Origin of the sequence: Blautia sp. HCP3S3_C4 (genome assembly GCF_052064095.1) — a bacterium.
GTDB lineage: Bacteria > Bacillota > Clostridia > Lachnospirales > Lachnospiraceae > Blautia_A.
This window is the reverse complement of the sequence record NZ_JBQHWF010000002.1, coordinates 78,604-103,065: the sequence shown is the minus strand read 5'-3', so window position 1 is coordinate 103,065 and position 24,462 is coordinate 78,604. Positions and strand designations below refer to the sequence as shown.

The window sequence follows — 24,462 nt, the reverse complement described above, 5'->3', positions numbered from 1 at the left end:
TAGAACTTTATATCAGCTTCAAATATTCCAATCCATTTCTGATTCCATAATGGAACATATCCTGCGTAATATGGTCTGCCAGAGCTTTTATTTTCTCTGAACCATTTCCCATAGCAACCTTCACTGCCGCATATTCAAACATGGCAAGATCATTATTGCTGTCTCCAAATACGATGGTATCCTCCCATGGAATATCAAAGAGCCTGCACACTGCCGAGATTCCCACTGCCTTGTTAAAGCCTTTGGGAACAAGTTCAATGGTAGTTCCCGCAATTCCTGAACCGCTCTCATGACGGATAATATCATAATACTTACTCAGTTCTCTGCAGGCAGCCTCTGCATCACAACCCTTTATCATTTTTGCACTGATTTTATTAATGTGCATACAGTCTTCATTTCCCTTGATGGGACGCCATTTGGGTCCCAGAGATTCTGTGATCAGGTCTGTATACCAGTTCACATCTGTATTATATTCATCCTTATCATAATACATAAAATCTGCACCTTCCATAACCGGGACCAGACCATATCTGCGCAGAATTTCCACTGACTTTTTTGCAATCTCCGGAGTCATCTCTTTATTAAAAAGACGTTCTCCATCCTTTTCAATGGTAGCCCCGCAGGCACTGATCATACCGGTAAACGGAAGTTCTTCCAGATACCAGGAAACAAAGGCCCTGCTCCTGCCTGTACACAGCCATGCTTCATGACCGTTTTCTCTTAATTTCTTCAATGCCTCCTTCGTGCTCTGGGGTACACCCTTTTCCATATCGCAGAGTGTTCCGTCTGCATCAAAAAACACTGCTTTTCTGTTCACTTTCTTATCTCCTGATCTATATTTACATTTTATCTGCCAGTGTGCCCACAAGCTATGCAAAAAGCACTGACGCAGCCTTTATCAGGCTCTCTGTATCCTTGGCACCTGTAGTTTCATATACAGAATGCATAGCAAGCTGTGCCAGACCAATATCCACTGTTTTCATAGGAACCTGAGTATTGGAAATATTTCCCAGTGTGGAACCACCTGCCATATCTGAGCGGTTCACAAAAGTCTGGTACGGCACCTTTGCCCTGTGACAAATGTCTTTGAAAATTGCAGCGGACACTCCGTCTGTACAATATTTCTGATTTGCATTGTACTTGATCACGATTCCCTCATTCAGCACCGGACGATTTACCGGATCTGTCTTATCTGTATGGTTTGGATGGAGAGCATGAGCATTATCTGCAGAAATCATAAAGCTGTCTGCAAGTGCCATATAGTATTCCTCCTGAGTTCGTCCCAGTCCCATATTGATCCGCATCAGAGTATCCTTAAGGAATGTGGAGGCAGCCCCCTGTCTTGTACTGCTTCCCACTTCTTCATTATCCAACACACAATGGACAGCAATACTTTCCTTACGCTCTCCCTGCAGAAATCCTTCCAGAGAAGAGAACGCACACTGTAGGTCATCCAGTCTGGGCGCAGAAACAAATTCCTCATTTATTCCCCAGAGAGCACCCGGAGTCCTGTCATAAAGAAACAGATCATGTCCCAGAATATCTTCTGTCTTTACATCTGCAGCTTCAGCCACAGTTTCCATAAATCTGCCCTTTCCTTCCTTATCACTGAAAAGAGGCAGCATATCCTTCTGTACATTATATTTGTATCCCTCATTTACTTCCCTGTTCATGTGAATGGCAAGATTGGGAATAACCAGCAGGTCTCTGTCCACAGTCACCATCTTCTCTCTGACCTTTCCATCCTGACGAACGATCAGTCTTCCTGCCACTGACAGAGGTCTGTCAAACCATGGAGACAGAATCATTCCACCGTAATGCTCTACATTCAGTTTGATATAAGCATTCTCCACCTCTATTTCCGGATTCTCTTTGATCTTAAGAGAAGGGGAATCACTGTGGCTTGCCATAATATGAAATTTCCATACAGGCTTTTCAGGAATAGAAAAAGCTATGATAGCAGAATGATTTCTGGTCACATAATAATTTCCACCTTTTTTAAGCTTCCAGTGTTTCTCTTCTTTCAATTCTTCAAAGCCTTCCTTTTCAAGTCTTTTCGTCATCTCTGCCACTGTCTGAAATGCAGTAGGGCTTTTCTCTATAAATTTCAATAATTTTTTTGCATTCTTCTTATACATATGTTTTTCTCCATCTGTGCAATTCTTATTTTATGGTAAATCTCAAATACCAAAGTCTGTATTTATTATAGCCACCCGGCTTTGTCTTAGCAACAAAAAACAGCAGTCAGTTTTTCCTTTCGAAAAATATCTGCTGCTGTTTTTTAGCTATCAGTCTTTAATGATCAATGCCATAAATACCAAATCTGTGTTTCCTGTATTGGCAAGTCCATGTCCATGATTATCCGGAGTAAAAGTAATATCGCCGGACTTAACAGGACGATAAGTACCATTATCATTGTACTCTCCCTGTCCCTGTAAAATATAATAAGTTTCGCTTTCTCCATGATGCTCATGATATCCCAGTGAACATCCCGGTTCCAGAGTTACCTGTGCATACAGTCCACATTTACCGTTTAACTGCTCTGCATCCAGAAGCTCCTTGATAATTACATGTCCATTGCCGCCTGCCATATGCTCTTCACGTCTGATTCTCATTGCATTGTCCTCCTGTAAATTATACTTTGTCTTTTATAATACCACGGTTCTGTATAAAATACCATTTTTTTATTCTTCCGCCGTATCGTCTGCTTTCTCTTCTGTGACCAGGGTAATTCGTCCCTGTCCATGTGCCTGTGCGTACTCATCACCAATCACATCGTCAAGGGAAGCTATATAATCAATAACCAGGTCATGATCAATGGTCCATTCTTCTCCTTCAGCCGGTGATATAACCTTTGATCCCTTAAACATGGTCATTCCATCTCCACATTCTTCAGAATAATATCTGTTAATGGCAAGAGTATAGGTTTTATCCTTATCAAGAGGTTCCTCTCCCACCATAACATCCTTTACGCGGTATTCACCATCTACAGAAACAAACTCACCTTCGCTGTTTACATTTACAGAGGATTTCATTGTGGTATCAATGGTGTAGGTCAGTCCGGAAGGCTGGATAAATCCGCCGCATTCTTCCGGTGCCAGGCGTGCTCCCATTTCCAGACAGTCAAGAATCTGCTGTCCTGTTACTTCAATGACTCCCGCCTCTGAGTTCCACGGCAATACAGTGATCAGATCCATATATTTGATCTCGCCTGCACCAATATCTGCACGTATACTTCCTCCGTTCATAAATGCAATATCTGCTCCTGTCTGGATGCGGTATGCATCTGTGATAAAATCACCCATATTTGTCTCTTCATTGCGCACAAGTCGTATTTCCGGATTATCCGGATCATTGATCACAAGTGCATGTTCTGTATTTCCTACTTTTACAAACAGATATTCATATTTCTTTTCAATATCCTTAACCATAGTATCTAGTTCTGTGTAGACTTCTGAAGAAATCTCATCCTCTGTCAGTTCATTGACAAGACCACTGGATATGGTCATTTCATTGTCCTGTGAAGCGTCAAATTTGACAACTCCGATATTTTCAAGCTTGGTCCCTACAGCAGTGAGGAGAACCTCATCTCCATTTTTGTCATTGATCACTTCACCTGCAATGGTGTCGTGAGCGTGTCCGTCTAGGATCACATCAATACCTTCTGTATTTTTGATCACATTGCGGGAAGACCATGCTTCTTCCACACCGGAATCGCCAAGATGTGCCAATGCCACCACATAATCCGCACCGTCTGAAACAGCGGCATCTACTGCATTCTGAACGGTTTCATATAACTGCTCATTGGTCTGTGCACTGAAACCATAGATAAATTCTCCGTCTTCATTCTGGAAATAAGTAGGCGTAGATTTTGTGATCGTTTCCGGTGTACAGATTCCTACATAGCCGATTTTAATTTCTCTTCCATTAACTTCATAGGGAACTACTTTGTAAGCATCAAAAACAGTCTCTCCTGTCTCTGTGCTGACAAAATTACAGGAAAGGAAATCTGCTGATGCATTTTGTGCATAGGAGAGAAAAGTATCCATACCATAATCAAATTCATGATTTCCCGGTATGCAGATATCATATCCTATCTTTTCCATAAGATCCATTGCATCCTGTCCATCTGACTCTGTGGTCACAACAGAACCCTGGATCGCATCCCCCAGGTCAATCACCGTCAGCTGATCTGTTGTTTCACCAACTTCTGCCTTAACCGCAGCAAGTCCTGCATAACCAAGGCTTGCAGAAGAACCGGAATAATTTTCATCACTGCTGATTCCTCCATGTACATCACTGTCAAAGAGAAGAACAATCTGATTGTCATTAAGCTCCATATCCTTCAGACTGCCGGTTGTACTCTCCGCTGCGATCTGGATTTCCGGTTTTGTTTCGCCTGCATATACTGTAGCAGACACCATTACTGCTGAAAGAGTGAATAAATAAAGCATTGTTCTTTGTTTCATAAAAATACGCCTCCTTTCTTTAATACCTTAAGTATACTTGAGAAAGGAGGCATATTCAACAGCTTCTGCCATTCTTTTTAATACTATTGCAACCGAAAAACTACAGATTTTTGATTCTCTCAATGGCCTCTATGGTATTCTCATGGGTTCCAAACGCAGTGAGGCGGAAGAATCCCTCACCATGAGCACCAAATCCTGAGCCCGGAGTTCCTACAATATTGGCTTTTTCAAGAAGATAGTCAAAAAACTCCCAGGAAGTCATCTTATCCGGTGTTTTCAGCCAGATATACGGAGCGTTTACGCCACCGGATACTGAATAGCCTGCTGATGCCAGACCTTCGTAGATAGCTTTGGCGTTGCTCATGTAGTAACCTACCTGTTCTTTCAGCTGTGCTTTTCCTTCAGGAGAGTATACCGCCTCTCCTGCACGCTGTACGATGTATGGAGCACCGTTGAATTTAGTGCCATGACGTCTTGCCCAGAGACTGTGGAGATCTACACCGTCACGAACCAGATCCTTTGGTACAACTGTAAAGCCGAGGCGGACACCTGTGAAACCTGCATTTTTGGAGAAGCTGCGCAGTTCGATGGCGCAGGTTCTTGCTCCTTCGCACTCATAGATGCTGTGCGGTACATCTTCTTCGGAAATGTATGCTTCATATGCTGCATCATAGATAATGACGGAACCGTTTTTATTTGCATAGTCCACCCATTCCTGAAGCTGGGGTTTGGTGATGGCACCACCAGTTGGGTTATTCGGGAAGCAAAGGTAGATAAGATCCGGTACTTCTTCCGGGAATTCCGGAAGGAAGCCGTTGGATGCTGTACATGGCATATAGATTACGTTATCAAAGTTACCACGTTCTTTGTTGTATTCTCCTGTACGGCCTGCCATTACGTTTGTATCTACATATACAGGATATACAGGGTCGCACACTGCAATCTTGTTATCCAGTCCGAAGATTTCCTGGATATTTCCGGAATCGCTCTTTGCACCGTCAGAGACAAAAATTTCGTCTGCTTCAATGTCGCATCCTCTGTCTTTGTAGTCATTCTTTGCAATGGCAGATCTTAAGAATTCATAACCAAGATCCGGTGCATAACCATGAAAAGTAGCTGCATCTCCCATTTCATCTACAGATTTATGGAGTGCTTCAATGATCGCCGGAGCCAAAGGCTGGGTTACATCACCGATTCCCAGTGAGATCACGTTTGCCTTTGGGTTGGCTTCTTTATATGCTTTTACTTTTTTTGCAATTGTGGAAAACAGATAGCTTCCCGGTAATTTCAGATAGTTGTGGTTTACTGTTACCATGTTTGATTTCCTCCCTGGCATATTTCGCAGTTTTTATATACCTGTCTACAGCAGGCTGCTGCTTTGCCTTTCCATTTCTATTTGTGTCTTTTCTTCAAATATGTTTTATTCGAATTTTATTATACTTAATTATTTAATAATGTAAAGTCTCAAAGTGTTTTCTGAGCATAATTTTTAATATTAACATTACTGTTCACTGGTAATATGTTAACATTTTTTACCCCGGCCATAATGTCCGGGGTGATTTATTTTATTTGCGCTTCTCTACTTCTTTCATTAGTGTCTCGCGGACGCTTGCAGGATTTGCCTTGCCTTTCATCTCTTTCATGATCTGACCTACAAAGAAGCCCATGACTTTATCTTTACCTCCCAGAAGTTCTGAAAGTGGTCCTGGGTTAGCATCCAGGATCCTGTTGATGGTTTCTTCCAGAAGTCCTGTGTCTTCTACAATCTTCAGACCATGTTCCTCAATGTAGGCTACAGGATCAATGTCTTCCTCAAATACTTTCTCAAAGACTTTTTTGGCATTCTGAGAGCTGACTTCGGATTTTTCTACCATTACCAGAAGATCTGCAAGATGTTTCGGTGAGAAAGATACCTGTTCCGGATCCATTGCCTTGTCTTTTGTCAGGCGGAGTACCTCACCCATAAACCAGTTTGCTGTCTTCTTTGCATTTCCGTAGATTGCTGCTGTTTCTTCAAAAAGACCTGCAAGATGACGGGATTCTGTAAGGATTCCCGCATCATATGCCGGGAGTCCGTACTCTTCCTGATAGCGGACCTGTTTCACTTCGCGAAGCTCCGGCTGTTCTGCTTTGATCTTTTCAATCCATGCATCAGAAATATGGATCGGAGGCAGGTCTGGATCAGGGAAATATCTGTAGTCTTTGGCATCTTCTTTGGAACGCATGGCGTAGGAATATTCTTTATTGTCATCCCAGCGGCGTGTTTCCTGTGTAACTGCCTTGCCTTCTTCGATCAGTTCGATCTGACGTTCTCTTTCGCCTTCGATTGCTCTGGCAATGGCTTTGAAAGAGTTCAGGTTCTTCATCTCTGTTCTGGTACCGAATTCTTCTGCTCCCACTTCACGGACAGAAAGGTTAACGTCTGCACGCATGGAACCTTCCTGAAGCTTACAGTCTGATACACCCAGATACTGCATCATACAACGGAGTTTTTCAAGATAGGCGATTACTTCCTCAGAGCTTCTCATATCCGGCTCAGATACGATCTCGATCAGCGGGACACCGCTTCGGTTATAGTCTACCAGGGAGCAGTCTTCCCATTCATCATGGATCAGTTTACCTGCATCCTCTTCCATATGCATTTCATGGATGCGGATTTTCTTTTTGCCTGCAGAGGTTTCAATCTCTACCCATCCGTCATGACAAATTGGCAGATATAACTGAGAGATCTGATAGTTCTGTGGGTTATCCGGATAGAAATAGTTCTTACGGTCAAATTTGCAGTATTGGTGGATCTGGCAGTTTGCTGCAAGACCTGCTTTCAGGGCAAACTCTACTACTTTCTTATTTAATACAGGCAGGGAACCCGGCATACCTGTGCAGACAGGACATGTATGTGTATTGGGTGCTCCTCCGAACTCTGTGGAGCATCCGCAGAAAATTTTTGTTTTTGTTGCAAGTTCTACATGGACTTCAAGTCCTATGACTGTTTCGTACTGTTTCATTATCTGGTGCCTCCTTCTCCTGGCACGGCAAAGGAGCCGCGGCTGGTTTCATAGGCGTGTGCTGCACGCAGGATTTTCTTTTCCATGAAGCAGTCCCCGATCATCTGGATACCGATTGGGAGACCTTTGCTGTCTTTTCCGCATGGAACTGTAATTCCCGGAAGACCGCAGAGATTGACTGCTACTGTGTAGATATCTCCAAGATACATGGCAAGGGGATCTTTTAAGCTTTCACCGATCTTCGGTGCTGTAAATGGAGATGCAGGTGCAAGGAGCACATCATATTTGCCAAATGCCTGGTCAAATTCTTTCTTGATCAGGGCTTTTGTGCGGAGTGCCTTCAGATAGTATGCATCATAATAACCGGAGCTTAACACGAAGGAACCAAGCATGATACGGCGTTTTACTTCCTCACCGAAACCTGCTGTTCTGGTCTTTTTGTACATGTCGTGAAGACCTTCGTATTCCACTGCACGGAAACCATATTTCACCCCATCGAAACGTTCCAGGTTGGAACTTGCTTCTGCACTGGCAATAATATAGTAAGCCGGGATCATATATTCCATAGTTTTGATAGAGAAGAATTCTACTTCTGCTCCCAGTTCTTTCAGCGTATCAAGAACACCCATAAAAGACGCTTTTACTTCCGGATCAAGTCCCTCTGCCAGATATTCTTCAGGAACTCCGAATTTCATCCCCTTAATATCTCCTGTCAGTTCTTTGGAAAACTGAAGGTCTTCTCTTTTCATGGATGTGCTGTCTTTTGTATCATGTCCTGCGATGATCTCCAGAAGAGCTGCACAGTCAGATACGTCTTTTCCTACAGGACCAATCTGATCCAGGGAAGATGCATAAGCTACAAGACCATAACGGGATACTGTTCCATAGGTTGGTTTAATTCCGGTTACACCACAATAGGAACTTGGCTGACGGATAGATCCGCCGGTATCTGAACCAAGTGCCAGATAGGTTTCTCCTGCTGCCACTGCAGCACAGGAACCACCTGAAGAACCGCCTGGTACGTGTTCCAGATTCCATGGGTTTCTGGTGATGCCGTAAGCGGAGGTCTCTGTTGTACTTCCCATGGCAAATTCATCCATGTTTGTTTTTCCGATAATGACCAGTCCGGCTTTTTCCAGACGATCAATGACTTCTGCATTATACTGAGGCACAAAATTCTCAAGAATCTTTGATGCACAGGTTGTTTTCTTACCGTTAATACAGATATTGTCTTTAATCGCGATGGGTACGCCTGCAAGAGGGCCGGTATAAGTACCGTCCTCAATGCCTTTTTGTACTTCTTCTGCACGTTTGTATGCTTCTTCTTTATATGTGTCAAGATAAGCGTGTACTTCTGAATCCTGTTTCTCGATCTGTGCGAAAACAGTTTTTACTCCATCCAGGACGCTGACCTGACGCTGTTTTATTTTTTCCCCAAGCTGCAGGGCTGTTAATTTCTCCAACTCCATTGTCCTGTCTCCTATCCTATGGTTTTCGGAACCTGATACTGTCCTTCTTTTGCCTTCGGTGCATTTGCCAGCATTGCTTCTTTGTTGTCTCCGTTTGTGACAACATCCTCACGAAATACGTTTTCATCCTGGAAAATATGGGACATAGGCTCTACTTCCGATGTATCCAGTTCATCCAGTTTCTCTACATAATCAAGCATTTTCTGCATTTCAGCTTTTGCTTTTTCCTTTTCTTCTTCTGAGAGTGAAAGCTTGGCCAGGATGCAGACATTTTCCATTGTTTCATCATCTATGATCTTTGCCATGATTTTCTCCTTATATAAGCAGTCTTCCAAATCTTTGACTTATTTACGGCTCCAGACGGTTCATATCTCGAGGGAAGAGACAGGTTTCACGAACATTCTCTTCACCGATAAGCTGCATGGTCAGACGTTCCAGACCGATTCCCAGTCCACCGTGAGGCGGCATACCATGTTTGAAGGTATCCAGATACTGTTCCATGCCTTCCTGCGTCATACCTCTGTCTTCAATTTTCTGTACCAGCATGTTGTAATCATGGATACGCTGTCCGCCTGTTGTGATCTCAAGGCCTTTGAATAACAGGTCAAAGCTTAAGGTAAATCTTGCGTCTTCCGGATCATCCATTGCATAAAATGGACGTTTCTTTGACGGATAATGTGTGACAAATACGAAATCTGAGCCATATTCTTCTTTGAAATACTGTCCGATCAATGCTTCTTCTTCCGGCTCCAGGTCAAATGGATTTCTGATCTTACGGTTATATTTCTGCGATACCAGTTCTTTGGCTACGTCAAAACGGACTGCCGGGATTTTGGATACATCCGGGATATCAAGCTTCAAGATCTGTACTTCTTTTGCATATTCTGTTTTCAGAAGGTTCATGGCATACTGGAGGAATCCTGTTTCCATTGCCATAATTTCTTCGAAGCTGTCAATATATCCCATCTCGAAGTCCAGACTGGTGTATTCATTTAAGTGACGTTTGGTGTTATGTTTCTCAGCACGGAATACAGGACCTGTCTCAAATACTCTGTCAAATACGCCAACCATCATCTGTTTGTAGAACTGTGGGCTCTGCGCAAGTACTGCAGGTTTGTGGAAGTAGCTAAATTTGAAAAGGTTTGCCCCACCCTCTGCTCCTCTGGCTCCAATCTTCGGAGTGTGAATCTCTGTAAATCCCTGTCCGTAGAGATAATCACGAAATGCCTTTGTCAGCGCCTCCTGGATTTTAAATTTGGAACGCTCCTGAAGGTTTCTCAGGGAAATCGGTCTGTAGTTTAATTTCGCCTCCAGGGAAGTGTTCAGTTTCCATTTGTCAATTGCCATCGGAAGAGGTTCTGCAGGTGTTGATAAAATATCAATATGACGGATAAGAAGTTCTCTTCCGTGGGGTGCTCTCTCCTCTTCATGCAGGATTCCTTTCACCCTGACCGTCATTGCTTCCTTCAATTCATGAATGGAAACATTTGCCATTTCATTTTCATAGACTGTCTGGAATAAGCCTTCCCTTCTTCTAAGAATGATAAATGCCACATCACCCATATTACGGATGCTGTGAACAGCGCCTTCGATTACGGCTTCCTGGTTCAGGAGATTATTACCTACGAGTTCCTCCCAGGTATTGATTTCTTTTTTCCATGTTCCATCCATAAATTCCATTTCCTCATCCTCCATTTCTTTATTTCTGAAAACCTTTGTGATATCTTCACTGGTTTCAAGTTCAAAAGGCTTTTCGTGCAAGCACAACGACTTTTTGGCTTAAAACCCTGGAATATCAAAAAGGCGTAATCAGAAAATCCGGAGACACTTATCCCCTGGACTCTCTGATTACGCCTTTGTAATCATTCTTCCTGTTATTATCTATTTTATGTTTGTTTGTGTTCTTTCTATATATAATATAATGTTAGGGTTAAAATGTATTTTACCTCTAACTTGATATGAACAAAAATATATTCTGTATATTACCACATATTCTGTCAAAATAATATCGTCATTTTTTACAAAATTTTCCTTATTATTTTCGGATATTTTATTTAGAACGTGTTTGAAAAATCAGATTTCATCATACATCAGCATGAGTAACATCTGTGCAGTTTCTACCATGTTGGTTCCTGAATCCATGCTGCATTTCTGGATATGTCGATATGCTTCCTCTTCTGTCATTTGGTTTTTTTCCATCAGAAGGCGTTTGGCATTCGAGATATAATTCTGTTCTTTTTCTGATCTGGGCTTTGGTTTCTTCTTTTCTTTTTTGATCCGGCGTTCCAGATGATAGAGCATGTCATTGACCGTATCTATCAGTACGCTTGCTTTCATCGGAATCTGTACAGTGCTGACGGAATTCGGTGCTTCATCTATAATACGCTGAGAAGCCAGAAGCAGCATTTCAAAATACTGTGGCAGGTCATCGAGAGCGTCTTTATAATAGGCATCTGTCAGCTTATACCCGCATATCAGGACACCACTGTCAAGTTCTGAGATACTGGCCAGCGCATTAGAGACAGAGCTGCAGACAGAAGCTACTGTGAGCCCATGTCTGTTAAGTATTGTGCGGATTTTCTTTGCGTCTTCAATTTTCGGTAACGCAATCACAATGCTGCTGCTCATAACTCTGCCACTCCTATTTCTGTTACAGCCTGAGTTTCCGTCCACTGCTTATTGCTTTTTGCAGCCTCCGCAGGGGACTTGTTTGATTTTGATCAAGCGGATGTTCGCAATCCGCTTCGCTACTTGCTCATAACCGAATAACTGCTTCGCAGTTTATCAGAAGAAGCTTCGCTCCTCCTGATACAAACAAGTCCCCACCCACTGCTTATTGCCTTTTACAATTTCTACAGGGGACTTGTTTGATTCGGTTAAATTCTGTATAAGTATTCCTCGATTTCCCAGGCTGAAATTTCTCTTGTATAACGCAACCATTCTTTTTTCTTGGCTGCTGCGTATTCTTTACAAAATTCTGTTCCAAGTACTTCTTTGATCCAGTCACTCTGTTCGAAGTAATCAATTGCTTCGTTCAAATTTCCCGGAAGATTTTCAATCTTCATTGCTTTCTGGTCTGTTTCGGATAACTCTCTGCTGGAGGACTTAGTCGGATAAATCTTCTTATGAATTCCATCCAGTCCTGCTGCCAGACATACTGCAAATACCAGATACGGATTTGCTGCTGCATCTGGACTTCTCAGTTCGATCCTTGTCTCCATACCTCTGGATCCCGGAATTCTTACCAGTGAATTCTGGTTGTTCTTTGTCCATGTCAGCTCTGTCGGTGCTTCATAGCCCGGAACCAGACGTTTGTAGGAATTTACGATAGGATTGGTGATCAGTGCCATCTCTTTGCTGTGAGCCAGAAGACCTCCTACGAAGTAATAAGCTTCTTCGCTTAATTCCTGTGGATTTTCCGGATTGACGAATACATTTCTTCCATCTTTAAATAAAGAGAAATGAATGTGCATTCCGGAACCGTTTACTTCTGCCCTTGGTTTCGGCATAAATGTCGCATGAAGTCCATGGCGTTTGGCAATGGTACGGACCGTCATCTTGAATGACATAATCCGGTCTGCAATAGTACGGACTTCACCGTATTTGAAATCTACTTCATGCTGTGCAGGAGCAGTTTCATGGTGAGAAGATTCTACCTCAATCCCCATGTCTTCCAGATTTAATACAATATCACGTCTTGCGTTTTCACCCAGATCCACAGGGCTGACATCCAGATATCCGGCCTTTTCATGTGTTACAGTAGTCGGAACTCCGTTATCATCTGTATGAAAAAGGAAAAATTCACATTCCGGATCTACCAGACAGGTGTATCCCTCCTTCTTTGCCTCCCGGGCGGTTTTCTTCAGGATATATCTCGGACTTCTCTCATGAGGGGTTCCGTCCGGACAATAGATATCGCATAACAGTCTGGCAACTTTTCCCTGCTGTGGTCTCCATGGGAGAATTGCAAAAGTGTCAAGATCCGGTCTTAAGTACATATCCGGTTCAGATTCTCCTGCTATTCCTGCGATAAAGGAACCATCTACAATACATCGGTTGTCCAGTGCACGGGGAAGTTCCCGGGCAGTTATGGCGATGTTTTTCAGCGTTCCGAACATATCTGTGAACTGGAGACGGATAAATTCCACGTCTTCCTCCTCAGCCATCTGTAATATTTCTTCTCTGGTATAATTCCCCATTTTCATTCACTCCTTGTCAGCATAGTTTCTGCTGTTTTTGCTTTCTTAATAATTCTTCGATACAGTTTTGTCCTGTCTGGAAATTTTATAGATTCTTTTTATAGTGATATAAAAAAGGGCGCACTTTCTACAGTTACTTTTCTATAGAAAGAACGCCTTTGTTCATGTAGGCAATTATAGCAACATGACTATTTTTTGTCAACTGCTTATTTTTATAAATAAATCACCGGCTCTTTCCATGTTACTGTGCGCTACGCTTTCAATAACACGCTTTGCAGCTTACTTATAATCGCTATTTTGAGAATACCGCATCATTTCTCGAAAGAAGATATACGCAGTACTGATTCATACTGATTCCCTCCCTCTGAGAATGTTCTGCCAGTAGTCTATGCAGGCTTCTTGGAATTCTCAGTTTAAACTGTCCGGAATAATCTTCAAGGCTATCTGGTTCATGGATTTCTACTCCTTCTTCTAATGCAGCTTCAAGCCATGCTTTTTTTGCATCCAGGGCATTTGAAATTGCACTTTCCACTGTTTCTCCGCAGGTAATGCAACCAGGGAGATCCGGATACGAAACTACGAATCCTCCTTCGGTTTTATCTTCTACAACTTCCATGCGATAAGACATTGACATATAATCATTCAGCGTCTTCATGATTCTTCGCCTCACTTTCTACTATTTCCCTTACCATTTCTACATATACTTTCTTTATCGGCTCATGTTTTGGTATTGTAATAGGCATACATCCAGACTTTCTAAATGTATAATGACTGCTTCCACTTCTCGGAACATTCATTTCATATCCATAACTTTCCAATACTTTTCGCAATTCATCAAACCGAAGATCTTTTGATAAATTACATATACGTGTTATCAGTTTATCCCATTTTGACATTCTTATATCTCCTATTTACATTATATGTGGTATCGTATATGGTGTCAATCAATTTTTCTATACCAAATTTGAAAAGATTTCTGTATTCTCCGAAAGAGAAATACGCAAAATACAAATTCAAAAATACTGTCTTTTGTACTTAATCATAAAGGGAAATGGATGAACCGAATAGCTCAAAAATTATCTTAGATATGCAAATTTAGTGTAGCAAATGTATTATTCTCTGTCAACTATAATTATTATAATGCAAGACCCAAAAATCACTTTCAAAAAAGGTGCTGTTGCCTGACATCCTTTTCCGTCAGGCAATAGCACCTTTCTCATATTTTATCTTATTTTTACAGATAGGAATATCCCATCAGTGATTCATCCACCGCTTTCGCAGCTTCTCTGCCTTCGCGGATTGCCCATACTACCAGGGACTGGCCTCGGTGCATGTCTCCTGCAGTGAAGACTTTGTCTACGGAGGTCTGGTACTGATCTGGTTTTGTATCTACATTGGTTCTTCCATTGATGGCTACCTTAAATGCGTCTGTTACATATTTCTCACTGCCAAGGAATCCGGCTGCGATAAGAACTACGTCTACAGGAATGACTTCTTCGGTTCCTTCTACAGGAACCATCATCATACGTCCTGTCTTTGGATCTTTTTCGCTCTTTAATTTTGTGAGCTTTGCCTGGCAGACATTTCCGTTTTTATCTTTGATAAATTCTGTAACAGTAGTCTGGTATACTCGTGGATCATGTCCGAATACTGCGATAGCTTCTTCCTGGCCATAGTCTGTTTTGAGGACTCTGGGCCACTGCGGCCATGGATTGGATGGTATTCTTTCCACTGGCGGCTTGGGCATCATCTCTAACTGGATCACAGATTTGGCACCCAGACGGATAGATGTTCCCACACAGTCATTTCCTGTATCACCACCACCGATGACCAGAACATTTTTTCCTTTGGCAAGTTCATATGGAACTTTGGCAAAATCAGAGTCCAACAGCGCTTTTGTTACCTGTCCCAGGAAATCTACTGCGAAATAAATTCCTTTTGCGTCCCGTCCCGGAACTTTAATGTCTCGTGGATTGGATGCTCCGCAGGCAAGGATAACGCGGTCGAACTGTTTCAGAAGTTCTTCTGCTTTGATGTCCTTTCCTACGTTTACATTTGTAACGAATTTAACTCCCTCTTCTTCCATAAGATGGATTCTTCTGTCAACAACAGCTTTGTCCAGCTTCATGTTAGGAATACCGTAACGGAGAAGTCCGCCTACACGGTCTTTTCTTTCAAATACAGTTACGCTGTGGCCTCGTCTGTTTAACTGCTGAGCTGCTGCCAGTCCAGACGGACCGCTTCCGATGACTGCGATGGATTTGCCTGTACGCACTTCCGGGATCTGCGGAGTTACCCATCCGTTCTCGTAGGCTGTCTCGATGATCGCACGTTCATTTTCTTTTGTGGAGACTGGTTCTCCGTTTATATTACAGGTGCAGGCTGCTTCGCAGAGTGCAGGGCAGACACGGGAAGTAAATTCCGGGAAGCTGTGTGTCTTGCTCAGTCTTAAGTATGCCTGTTTCCAGTTGCCTGTATAAACCAGATCGTTTGTCTCAGGTACAAGGTTGTGCAGAGGGCAGCCGGATGCCATACCGCCGATCATCATACCTGACTGGCAGAATGGGACACCGCATGCCATGCAGCGTGCGCCCTGAAGTTTCTGTTTTTCTTTATTTAAAGGGGTCCTGAATTCTTTGAAATTTGCAATGCGGACCTTTGGTGGCAGAACCTTTGCTGTCTCTCTTTTATACTCTAAAAATCCCGTAGGTTTTCCCATGATTTCCTCTCCTCTCTCAATGCTTGGCGCCAATACTTTCGTAGAACGCTTCCATCTGTGCCTGCTGACTGTTCAGACCTTTTTCTTCCAGTTTTGCACTTAAAGTGATCATCTTCTTGTACTCATTTGGAATGAGTTTCTTAAAGTGCGGCAGATAATAATCAAAGTCGGCCAGAACTTTCGCACCGAGTTTGGAACCTGTTGCTTCTACATGAGCTTCAATCAGGTCGCGAAGTTCTTTTTTGTCATATTTGTTTTCCACTTTTTCGATGGAAATCATGGCTTTGTTCAGGTTCTTGTAAAGAACATTATCCACATCAAGTACATATGCGATACCGCCGCTCATACCTGCTGCAAAGTTCTTGCCAGTCTTACCAAGTACGACTACGCGGCCACCTGTCATATATTCACAGCCGTGCTCTCCTACGCCTTCTACAACTGCGGATGCACCGGAGTTACGGACTGCGAAACGCTCACCTGCAACACCATTGATAAATGCAGTACCACTGGTTGCACCGTAGAGGGCAACATTACCTACAATAATATTCTCTTCTGCTTTGTATGCAGCTTTCTCCGGAACCTTCAGGATCAGTTTACCACCGGAAAGTCCTTTTCCGAAGTAATCATTGCTGTCACCGGTCAGTTCCAGTGTAAGTCCTTTGGGGATAAATGCACCGAAGCTCTGTCCGCCGGCACCGTTGCAGTGTACAGTTATGGTGTCATCTGCAAGTCCGTTTTTATTCTTTCTGGTAATCTCTGCACCAAGGATGGTTCCGAATGTACGGTCAATGTTTGTCAGGTTTACAGAAAGCTCTGTTTTCTGACCTTTATTGATTGCATTTGCGCATTTCTTAACCAGAACTTTTTCATCCATGGTTTTTTCCAGTTCGAAATTATATACAGCCTTCGGGTCAAAGGTAACTTTCTGATCTTTGCCTGCAAATGGATTGTTCAGGATTGCACTTAAATCTACTTTACCCTGATGTGGTTCCGCTACATTGTCTGTCTGAACCAGAAGATCTGTACGTCCAACCATTTCGCTGACTGTACGGAATCCCAGTTTAGACATATACTCTCTTAATTCCTGTGCGATAAAGCGCATGAAATTCTCTACATATTCCGGTTTTCCTTTAAATCTTTTGCGAAGTTCCGGATTCTGTGTTGCCACACCTACCGGGCAGGTATCCAGGTTGCATACACGCATCATTACACATCCCATGGTTACGAGAGGAGCTGTTGCAAAACCAAATTCCTCTGCACCCATCAATGCTGCGATTGCAACGTCACGGCCACTCATAAGCTTACCGTCTGTCTCAATGCGTACACGATTTCTCAGCCCATTTTTAAGCAGTGTCTGATGTGTTTCTGCAAGTCCCAGTTCCCATGGAAGTCCTGCATTGTGGATAGAACTTCTTGGAGCTGCACCTGTACCTCCGTCATAACCGGAGATCAGAATCGTCTGTGCACCTGCTTTGGCAACACCTGCTGCAACTGTGCCCACGCCTGCTTCAGATACCAGTTTGACAGAAATATCTGCATATTTATTTGCATTCTTAAGGTCATAAATTAACTGTGCCAGATCCTCGATAGAATAGATATCGTGGTGCGGTGGCGGGGAGATCAGGCTGACACCTGGTGTAGAATGACGGGTTTTGGCAATCCATGGATATACCTTCTTTGCAGGAAGATGTCCACCTTCACCAGGTTTTGCACCCTGTGCCATCTTAATCTGGATTTCTCTTGCAGATACAAGGTAACGGCTGGTTACACCGAAACGTCCGCTGGCAACCTGTTTAATCGCGGAGCATCTGTCGTTGCTGCTTCCTGCGGAATCCAGTCTCTCATCACTTTCACCACCCTCACCTGTGTTGGATTTTCCATGGAGGTGGTTCATGGCGATTGCCAGTGTCTCATGTGCTTCCTGTGAAATGGAACCATAGGACATGGCACCTGTCTTGAATCGTTTTACGATCTCGTCTACACTCTCTACCTCATCAATCGGAACCGGTGTCTCGGCATACTTAAAGTCCAGAAGTCCTCTTAAGTTTCCGTGATTTTCTTTATCTACCAGATCTGTATACTGTTTAAACAGATCATAGCTTCCTGTCCATGTGGACTGCTGCAGAAGATGGATCGTCTGAGGATTATAACGATGTTCCTCACCCTGGCTTCTCATCTTGTGTGCACCTACACTGTCAAGAGTAAGGTCTGTAGGAAGTCCTAACGGGTCAAATGCTTCGGAATGAAGTTTCTCTACATTTTCCTCAATATCTGCCAGAGTGATACCACCTACACGGCTTACAGTACCTGTAAAGTATTTCTCGATCACATCAGAGGAAATACCGATTGCCTCGAAGATCTGAGAACCCTGATAAGACTGAATTGTAGAAATCCCCATCTTGGAAGCGATTTTTACAATACCGCTTAATATTGCATGATTATAGTCATCTACTGCTGCATAATAGTCTTTATTTAACATATGGCTGTCAATCAGCTCATGGATTGTCTCAAGGGCAAGGTATGGGTTGATCGCACTTGCACCATATCCAAGTAATGTTGCGAAATGATGTACTTCTCTTGGTTCTCCGGATTCCAGAATGATGGCAAGGGATGTACTCTTTTTCGTCTTTACAAGATGCTGATGAACTGCGGATACTGCCAGAAGTGACGGGATCGGCATATGGTTTTCATCTACTCCTCTGTCTGAAAGAACAAGGATGTTTGCACCCTCGCGGAATGCTTTATCTACTTCTACGAAAAGACGGTCGATCGCTCTCTCCAGTTTCGTACTCTTATAGTATAAGGTAGAAACTACTGCTGTCTTAAATCCTTCATGTTTAAAGTTCTTAATCTTCATCATATCTGTGTTTGTCAGAATCGGGTTATTAATCTTTAATACCTGACAGTTTTCCGGTTTCTGCTCCAGCAGGTTTCCGTCTTTACCTACATAAACACTTGTGCTGGTAACGATTTCCTCACGGATTGCATCGATTGGAGGGTTGGTAACCTGTGCGAAGAGCTGTTTAAAGTAGTCAAATAATGGCCTGTTCTGTTTGGAAAATACTGCAAGCGGGGTATCCACACCCATAGCTCCGATGCTCTCTGCTCCGTTTAACGCCATGTTTCTGATGGAAGTACGGTACTGCTCATAAGTATAGCCGAATGCTTTCTGCAGACGTGCTCTGTGCTCCGATGTGTATTCTTCCGGTCTTTCATTCGGGATCTTGATATCCTTTAACTGTACCAGATGGCTGTCGAGCCATTCACCATATGGCTGCATTTTTGCATAGCCTTCTTTAAGCTCGTCATCATCAATTACTTTACCTTTTACAGTATCTACAAGGAGCATTTTTCCGGGATGGAGACGCTCTTTTAATACGATTTTCTCTTCCGGGATTGGCAGAACACCCACTTCTGAGGAAAGGATCATGTAACCATCGGAGGTAATATAATATCTGGATGGACGGAGACCGTTTCTGTCCAGGACAGCTCCCATCACATCACCGTCTGAGAAGAGGATAGATGCAGGTCCGTCCCATGGCTCCATCATGGTTGCATAGTACTGATAGAAATCACGCTTTGCCTGTGAAATAGTATCATTGTTTGCCCATGGTTCAGGGATTGTGATCATCACTGCAAGAGGCAGCTCCATGCCACTCATTACCAGGAATTCCAGTGTATTGTCAAGCATTGCAGAGTCGGAACCATTTCTGTTTACAACAGGGAGCACTTTATGAAGCTGTCCCTCCAGATATGGTGATTCCATATTTTCTTCTCTTGCAAGCATCTTATCTGCGTTGCCGCGGATGGTGTTGATCTCACCGTTGTGTACCATAAAGCGGTTGGGATGTGCTCTCTCCCAGCTTGGGTTTGTGTTGGTACTGAAACGGGAATGTACCATGGCGATCGCAGATTCATAATCCGGACTCTGGAGATCTTCAAAGAATGTACGAAGCTGTCCAACCAGGAACATACCTTTGTAAACGATGGTACGACTGCTCATGGATACTACATAAGTATTATCATTACTCTGCTCAAACTCACGTCTTGCAATGTAGAGCATACGGTCAAATGGAAGACCTTTTTCCACATCTTCCGGCTTTTTAATAAATGCCTGCATAATGCATGGCATACATTCTCTTGCCTTGTGTCCAAGCACTTCCGGAAATACCGGAACCTGACGCCATCCAAGAAGTTCCAGACCTTCTTTCTCAAGAATGATCTCAAACATCTTCTTTGCCTGCGCGCGTTTGATCTCGTGCTGTGGGAAGAAAAACTGTGCGATACCGTATTCTCTCTCATCTCCAATTTCAAATCCCTCTTTCTTACAGGCTTTTTTGAAAAATTTATGAGAAATCTGAAGAAGAATACCTACACCATCACCGGTTTTGCCTTCTGCATCTTTACCTGCACGGTGTTCCAGATGTTCTACGATTTTTAATGCGTTTGCAACAGTATCGTGGGTTTTCTTTCCTTTGATATTGACAACTGCTCCGATACCGCAGTTGTCATGTTCAAATTCAGGCCGGTACAGACCTTGTTGTTGCTGCTGTTCTCTCACTTCTTTCATAATCTCCTCATCCTTTCTGTTATTCTTCATTCGTATCACTCTGCCTAAAGTTCACAGCCGCCTGAATAAATCCTCTGAATAAAGGATGTGCATGATTGGGGCGGGATTTGAATTCCGGATGGGCCTGGGTTCCTACATAGAACGGATGCCCTGCGATCTCGATCATCTCTACAATATGGTTATCAGGAGAAGTTCCTACGATGTTCATTCCCTTCTCCTGAAGTTCTTTACGGAATGCGTTGTTTACTTCATAACGATGTCTGTGGCGCTCATGGATTTCTTTTTTGCCAAAGAGTTCATAGGATCTGGAATCTTCTGCAAGAATACATGGATAGCTTCCAAGTCTTAAGGTTCCACCAATATCTTCGATATCTTCCTGATCAGGCATTAATGCAATTACCGGGTGTTTTGTCTCCGGATTCAGTTCAATACTGTTTGCATCTTCGTATCCAAGTACATGACGGGCGAATTCTACAATTGCCATCTGCATTCCCAGACAGATTCCAAGATATGGAATCTTATGTACTCTTGCATACTGTGCTGCCAGGATCATTCCTTCTGTACCTCTGTTTCCGAAACCACCCGGAACCAGAATACCATCTACATTGTGAAGCTGCTGATCCAGATTCTTCTCTGTCAGTTCTTCGGAATCGATCCACTCAAGCTCTACTTTGGCTCTGCAGGAAATTCCGCCATGTTTCAGTGCCTCTACTACACTGAGATATGCGTCATGAAGTTGTGTATATTTTCCTACAATTGCGATTTTTACTGTTTTGTTCGGATTTCTCAGACTTTCTACCATTTCCTCCCAGTCACTTAAATCCGGTTTTCTGTTTTCCAATCTCAGGCTGGAAAGAACTACATCTGCAAGCTTCTCTCTTTCCATTGCAAGAGGGGCTTCATATAAATATTCCACATCCAGGTTCTGAAGCACATGTGATACAGGTACGTTGCAGAATAAAGCGATTTTTTCTTTAATGTCTTCTGTCAGTTCATGTTCACTTCTGCACACCAGTACATCCGGCTGGATTCCCATTCCCTGAAGTTCCTTTACGCTTGCCTGTGTAGGTTTTGTTTTCATTTCTTCGGATGCTTTCAGATAAGGAATCAAAGTCACATGAATAAGGATTGCATTGTCATGTCCCACATCATGCTGAAACTGACGGATTGCTTCCAGAAACGGCTGACTTTCAATATCACCAACGGTTCCTCCCACCTCGATAATGGCAATCTTATCTTCATCTGATGATTTGGCGCGATAGAAGCGTCCCTTAATTTCGTTTGTAATATGAGGGATTACCTGCACGGTACCTCCACCAAAATCTCCGTGACGTTCTTTCTGAAGAACAGACCAGTAAACCTTACCGGTTGTCACATTGGAATTTTTATCAAGACTTTCATCAATGAATCTCTCATAATGTCCCAGATCCAGATCAGTTTCTGTACCATCATCTGTTACAAAAACTTCTCCGTGCTGAATGGGATTCATAGTTCCCGGGTCAATATTAATGTAGGGATCAAACTTCTGCATGGTGACCTGATAGCCTCTTGCTTTAAGAAGACGTCCCAGAGATGCAGCAGTAATTCCCTTTCCAAGACCGGAAACAACGCCTCCTGTGACAAATACATACTTTACTGCCATTTGATTTCCTCCTCCATCATCCTTGGTTCTCTAAAACTGATAACATAAATTCTTTCCGGAAAATCTGGATTTCAATAATAAAAAACGCCAGGTACAGAAGCTCTGTAGGGACACTTTGCCCACAAGTTCTGTACCTGACGCCTTTGTCAGATTTATTTTTCTTATTCAAAACCATATTTCCGATTTTTATCTTAAAATATGCTATACTATAAAACAATTTTTTGTCTTTGTCAATATTGAAATACCTGATTCGGTTAAAAAAAGTCAGGAACAGACATACTGTTCCTGACTTTTATAGCTTCAGGCTACTGCAAACTTTTGAAGAGTACGCTCAAACTCCTTATTTTCTCCATGACAATCTACAGTCAAAACCTTTGTCAGATCCATACTTAAAATCCCAAGAATGGATTTCGCGTCAATGAGAAACCTATTATAATAAATATCAATATCAAAATCACATTTGGAAGCTGCCTTTACAAATTCCTGTACATCCTCCACTGCATTTAACTTAATCTTACTCTGTGTCATAATGATCACCCTTTCTGGATACTCTGTTCATACTTTTATCAGTGAACCTATCACCTTTCAATTGCACACATTATGTCCTACACATTTCGATTTGTCAAGATTTTTCACGATTTCCTGTTGACGTTTTTTCTATTTCATTTTGTATATTTTATACAATTATAGTGCCGCAAATTTAGTCATTTTGTCTTTTCATGTTTTATATCTTCTCATATTGGCTTGACCATTTTACGGGAATCTCTTTATAATTATATGCATTTTCCCCAATTTTCATGATTCTTTATTTCCTGTATCCAATTAATGGATGTGCTGGTATATCCTTTCTTTCTCAAGAATCAGCATTTTACAATATCCATAAAATCAGCATCTTTATAGTCAGGAATATCCATTGGATACTTACCGTCAAAGCAAGCCTTGCAGAGAGGAAGTCCTCCTGCCATGCCTTTCAGATAATCTGTCTGCATATATCCAAGAGAATCCGCACCGATCATCTGACAGATTTCCTCTTCACTGTGGCTGGCAGCAATAAGCTGATCATTAGAAGGTACATCTGTGCCGAAATAACACGGGTGCAGAAATGGCGGGGAACTGATACGTACATGTACCTCTTTTGCCCCAGCCTCTTTTAACATATGGATCAGATTGGCAATCGTGGTACCTCTTACAATTGAATCATCTACCAGAACAATTCTTTTCCCCTTCACTACAGACTCCAGTACACTTAATTTCAGATGTACGCTGGATTCTCTTTCTTCCTGGGTAGGCTTGATAAAGGTTCGTCCAATGTAGCTGTTTTTATAAAATGCAAAGGCAAAGGGAATCCCTGATTCTTCTGAATATCCCTTTGCTGCCGGAAGACCGGATTCCGGAACACCTGTAACAATATCTGCTTCTACAGGATAAGACTTGGCAAGCGATTTACCACCCCGGATTCTGGCATCATAAACCTTTACTCCATCGATCGTACTGTCAAGGCGGGCAAAATAAATATACTCAAATACACAATGTGCCTTTTTTGTACCAGCAAGCTCCATATTGGATTTCAGTCCATCTTTTGTGATAGTAAGAATTTCACCTGGTTCAATATCACGGACAAACTCCGCACTCACTGAGGTCAGCGCACAGCTTTCAGAAGCAATCACATAAGCATTTCCTCTTTTTCCCAGGCATAAAGGCTTCAGGCCATAAGGATCTCGGACAGCGATAAGTTTTCTCGGGCTCATAACAACCAGTCCATAAGCGCCTTTGATCTTCCTGGCTGTTTTTAAAACAGCTTCTTCTACTGTTTTGGAATGTACACGTTCTCTTGCAATATTGAAAGCAATCACTTCTGAATCTGTAGTGGTATGGAAAATTGCACCATTCTGGATCAGTTCCCACTTCAGTTCCGGTGTATTGACCAGATTTCCATTATGAGCCAGCGCCAGAGTTCCCTTTACATAAGACAAAACCAGGGGCTGCGCATTTTCAGCAACAGAAGCTCCTGTTGTAGAATATCTTACATGACCAATACCAATATCTCCTGAATATTTACGCACTACATCCTGGCGAAGCACCTCACTTACCAGTCCAAGATCCTTGTGAAATTTTACATTTCCTCTCTCTCCTCTGGTATCTGAAACCGCCAGTCCACATGATTCCTGTCCTCTGTGCTGCAGGGAAGTCAATCCATAATATATGGAGGGAACCACATTTCCTCCATCCAGATCATAAATGCCAAACACGCCACATTCTTCTTTTATTCCAGCCATCTGATCTCTCCTCCGATTTCTATCATATTTGTTTATTGTATTACTTTCCATTCAGCCATTGCCTTCCAAAATATGGTCCGCACTTTTGCTAAAAACTTGCATAGTAAATTATA

General features: G+C 42.7%; 18 protein-coding genes. All 18 read right to left on the bottom strand.

Features of this window, described 5'->3' with window-relative positions; genetic code table 11:
- Nucleotides 1-7 precede the first annotated feature (7 nt).
- The 18 genes from ACTNC6_RS02390 to purF all read right to left on the bottom strand — a co-directional run bounded on the left by ACTNC6_RS02390 (nucleotide 8) and on the right by purF (nucleotide 24,349).
- A complete protein-coding gene (locus ACTNC6_RS02390) occupies nucleotides 8-817 on the bottom strand; it encodes an HAD family hydrolase (protein ID WP_441035511.1) in 810 nt (269 codons plus the stop codon).
- Nucleotides 818-869: 52 nt separating this feature from the next.
- Nucleotides 870-2,138: a M18 family aminopeptidase gene (locus ACTNC6_RS02385; protein ID WP_441043121.1), complete on the bottom strand. Its 1,269-nt coding sequence runs from the start codon at nucleotides 2,136-2,138 to the stop codon at nucleotides 870-872.
- Nucleotides 2,139-2,288: 150 nt separating this feature from the next.
- Nucleotides 2,289-2,615 carry a cupin domain-containing protein gene (locus ACTNC6_RS02380; RefSeq protein ID WP_173743026.1) on the bottom strand — a complete coding sequence of 109 codons (327 nt, stop codon included), beginning with the start codon at nucleotides 2,613-2,615 and terminating at the stop codon, nucleotides 2,289-2,291.
- A 69-nt stretch (nucleotides 2,616-2,684) separates the two neighbouring features.
- Nucleotides 2,685-4,469, bottom strand: coding sequence for a bifunctional metallophosphatase/5'-nucleotidase (locus ACTNC6_RS02375; protein WP_441035507.1), 1,785 nt, complete (start codon nucleotides 4,467-4,469; stop codon nucleotides 2,685-2,687).
- 100 nt (nucleotides 4,470-4,569) lie between these two features.
- Nucleotides 4,570-5,784, bottom strand: a complete 1,215-nt coding sequence (locus ACTNC6_RS02370) for an LL-diaminopimelate aminotransferase (protein WP_441035506.1) — start codon at nucleotides 5,782-5,784, stop codon at nucleotides 4,570-4,572.
- 250 nt (nucleotides 5,785-6,034) lie between these two features.
- The gene (gene gatB / locus ACTNC6_RS02365) at nucleotides 6,035-7,477 is read right to left on the bottom strand and encodes an Asp-tRNA(Asn)/Glu-tRNA(Gln) amidotransferase subunit GatB (protein ID WP_441043247.1); all 1,443 of its coding nucleotides are present in this window, start codon (nucleotides 7,475-7,477) and stop codon (nucleotides 6,035-6,037) included.
- Nucleotides 7,474-8,943 (bottom strand): Asp-tRNA(Asn)/Glu-tRNA(Gln) amidotransferase subunit GatA, encoded by a 1,470-nt coding sequence (gene gatA, locus ACTNC6_RS02360; protein ID WP_441043120.1) that lies wholly within the window; start codon nucleotides 8,941-8,943, stop codon nucleotides 7,474-7,476. The genes gatB and gatA overlap by 4 nt, the downstream gene beginning before the upstream one ends.
- Nucleotides 8,944-8,954: 11 nt before the next feature.
- On the bottom strand, nucleotides 8,955-9,248 hold the full coding sequence (gene gatC / locus ACTNC6_RS02355; protein ID WP_008704901.1) for an Asp-tRNA(Asn)/Glu-tRNA(Gln) amidotransferase subunit GatC: 294 nt from the start codon (nucleotides 9,246-9,248) through the stop codon (nucleotides 8,955-8,957).
- A 43-nt stretch (nucleotides 9,249-9,291) separates the two neighbouring features.
- Complete coding sequence (aspS, locus tag ACTNC6_RS02350; RefSeq protein WP_441043119.1) at nucleotides 9,292-10,623, bottom strand: aspartate--tRNA(Asn) ligase; 1,332 nt, start codon at nucleotides 10,621-10,623, stop codon at nucleotides 9,292-9,294.
- Nucleotides 10,624-11,016: 393 nt separating this feature from the next.
- Nucleotides 11,017-11,571: an ANTAR domain-containing response regulator gene (locus tag ACTNC6_RS02345; protein ID WP_441043118.1), complete on the bottom strand. Its 555-nt coding sequence runs from the start codon at nucleotides 11,569-11,571 to the stop codon at nucleotides 11,017-11,019.
- Between the two features lie 248 nt (nucleotides 11,572-11,819).
- Nucleotides 11,820-13,142, bottom strand: a complete 1,323-nt coding sequence (gene glnA, locus ACTNC6_RS02340) for a type I glutamate--ammonia ligase (protein ID WP_441043117.1) — start codon at nucleotides 13,140-13,142, stop codon at nucleotides 11,820-11,822.
- Nucleotides 13,143-13,434: 292 nt separating this feature from the next.
- Nucleotides 13,435-13,797: a type II toxin-antitoxin system HicB family antitoxin gene (locus tag ACTNC6_RS02335; protein ID WP_008704906.1), complete on the bottom strand. Its 363-nt coding sequence runs from the start codon at nucleotides 13,795-13,797 to the stop codon at nucleotides 13,435-13,437.
- A complete protein-coding gene (locus ACTNC6_RS02330; RefSeq protein ID WP_025579462.1) occupies nucleotides 13,781-14,038 on the bottom strand; it encodes a type II toxin-antitoxin system HicA family toxin in 258 nt (85 codons plus the stop codon). The genes ACTNC6_RS02335 and ACTNC6_RS02330 overlap by 17 nt, the downstream gene beginning before the upstream one ends.
- A 338-nt stretch (nucleotides 14,039-14,376) precedes the next feature.
- The gene (locus ACTNC6_RS02325; protein WP_441043116.1) at nucleotides 14,377-15,861 is read right to left on the bottom strand and encodes a glutamate synthase subunit beta; all 1,485 of its coding nucleotides are present in this window, start codon (nucleotides 15,859-15,861) and stop codon (nucleotides 14,377-14,379) included.
- A gap of 16 nt (nucleotides 15,862-15,877) precedes the next feature.
- Nucleotides 15,878-20,431 (bottom strand): glutamate synthase large subunit, encoded by a 4,554-nt coding sequence (gltB, locus tag ACTNC6_RS02320; RefSeq protein WP_441043246.1) that lies wholly within the window; start codon nucleotides 20,429-20,431, stop codon nucleotides 15,878-15,880.
- A gap of 19 nt (nucleotides 20,432-20,450) precedes the next feature.
- The gene (locus tag ACTNC6_RS02315) at nucleotides 20,451-22,073 is read right to left on the bottom strand and encodes a CTP synthase (RefSeq protein ID WP_441035497.1); all 1,623 of its coding nucleotides are present in this window, start codon (nucleotides 22,071-22,073) and stop codon (nucleotides 20,451-20,453) included.
- Nucleotides 22,074-22,373: 300 nt separating this feature from the next.
- A complete protein-coding gene (locus ACTNC6_RS02310) occupies nucleotides 22,374-22,601 on the bottom strand; it encodes an HPr family phosphocarrier protein (RefSeq protein WP_441035495.1) in 228 nt (75 codons plus the stop codon).
- 332 nt (nucleotides 22,602-22,933) lie between these two features.
- Entirely contained in the window at nucleotides 22,934-24,349 is a 1,416-nt protein-coding gene (gene purF / locus ACTNC6_RS02305) for an amidophosphoribosyltransferase (RefSeq protein ID WP_441043115.1), read from the bottom strand.
- Nucleotides 24,350-24,462 lie beyond the last annotated feature (113 nt).

Excerpts from the sequence above, each read along its gene's own strand:
- ACTNC6_RS02385 (WP_441043121.1), bottom strand. The coding sequence starts at position 2,138 with ATGTATAAGAAGAATGCAAAAAAATTATTGAAATTTATAGAGAAAAGC.
- ACTNC6_RS02380 (WP_173743026.1), bottom strand. The coding sequence starts at position 2,615 with ATGAGAATCAGACGTGAAGAGCATATGGCAGGCGGCAATGGACATGTA.
- ACTNC6_RS02375 (WP_441035507.1), bottom strand. The coding sequence starts at position 4,469 with ATGAAACAAAGAACAATGCTTTATTTATTCACTCTTTCAGCAGTAATG.
- ACTNC6_RS02370 (WP_441035506.1), bottom strand. The coding sequence starts at position 5,784 with ATGGTAACAGTAAACCACAACTATCTGAAATTACCGGGAAGCTATCTG.
- gatA (WP_441043120.1), bottom strand. The coding sequence starts at position 8,943 with ATGGAGTTGGAGAAATTAACAGCCCTGCAGCTTGGGGAAAAAATAAAA.
- gatC (WP_008704901.1), bottom strand. The coding sequence starts at position 9,248 with ATGGCAAAGATCATAGATGATGAAACAATGGAAAATGTCTGCATCCTG.
- aspS (WP_441043119.1), bottom strand. The coding sequence starts at position 10,623 with ATGGAATTTATGGATGGAACATGGAAAAAAGAAATCAATACCTGGGAG.
- ACTNC6_RS02345 (WP_441043118.1), bottom strand. The coding sequence starts at position 11,571 with ATGAGCAGCAGCATTGTGATTGCGTTACCGAAAATTGAAGACGCAAAG.
- glnA (WP_441043117.1), bottom strand. The coding sequence starts at position 13,142 with ATGGGGAATTATACCAGAGAAGAAATATTACAGATGGCTGAGGAGGAA.
- ACTNC6_RS02335 (WP_008704906.1), bottom strand. The coding sequence starts at position 13,797 with ATGAAGACGCTGAATGATTATATGTCAATGTCTTATCGCATGGAAGTT.
- ACTNC6_RS02330 (WP_025579462.1), bottom strand. The coding sequence starts at position 14,038 with ATGTCAAAATGGGATAAACTGATAACACGTATATGTAATTTATCAAAA.
- ACTNC6_RS02325 (WP_441043116.1), bottom strand. The coding sequence starts at position 15,861 with ATGGGAAAACCTACGGGATTTTTAGAGTATAAAAGAGAGACAGCAAAG.
- gltB (WP_441043246.1), bottom strand. The coding sequence starts at position 20,431 with ATGAAAGAAGTGAGAGAACAGCAGCAACAACAAGGTCTGTACCGGCCT.
- ACTNC6_RS02315 (WP_441035497.1), bottom strand. The coding sequence starts at position 22,073 with ATGGCAGTAAAGTATGTATTTGTCACAGGAGGCGTTGTTTCCGGTCTT.
- ACTNC6_RS02310 (WP_441035495.1), bottom strand. The coding sequence starts at position 22,601 with ATGACACAGAGTAAGATTAAGTTAAATGCAGTGGAGGATGTACAGGAA.
- purF (WP_441043115.1), bottom strand. The coding sequence starts at position 24,349 with ATGGCTGGAATAAAAGAAGAATGTGGCGTGTTTGGCATTTATGATCTG.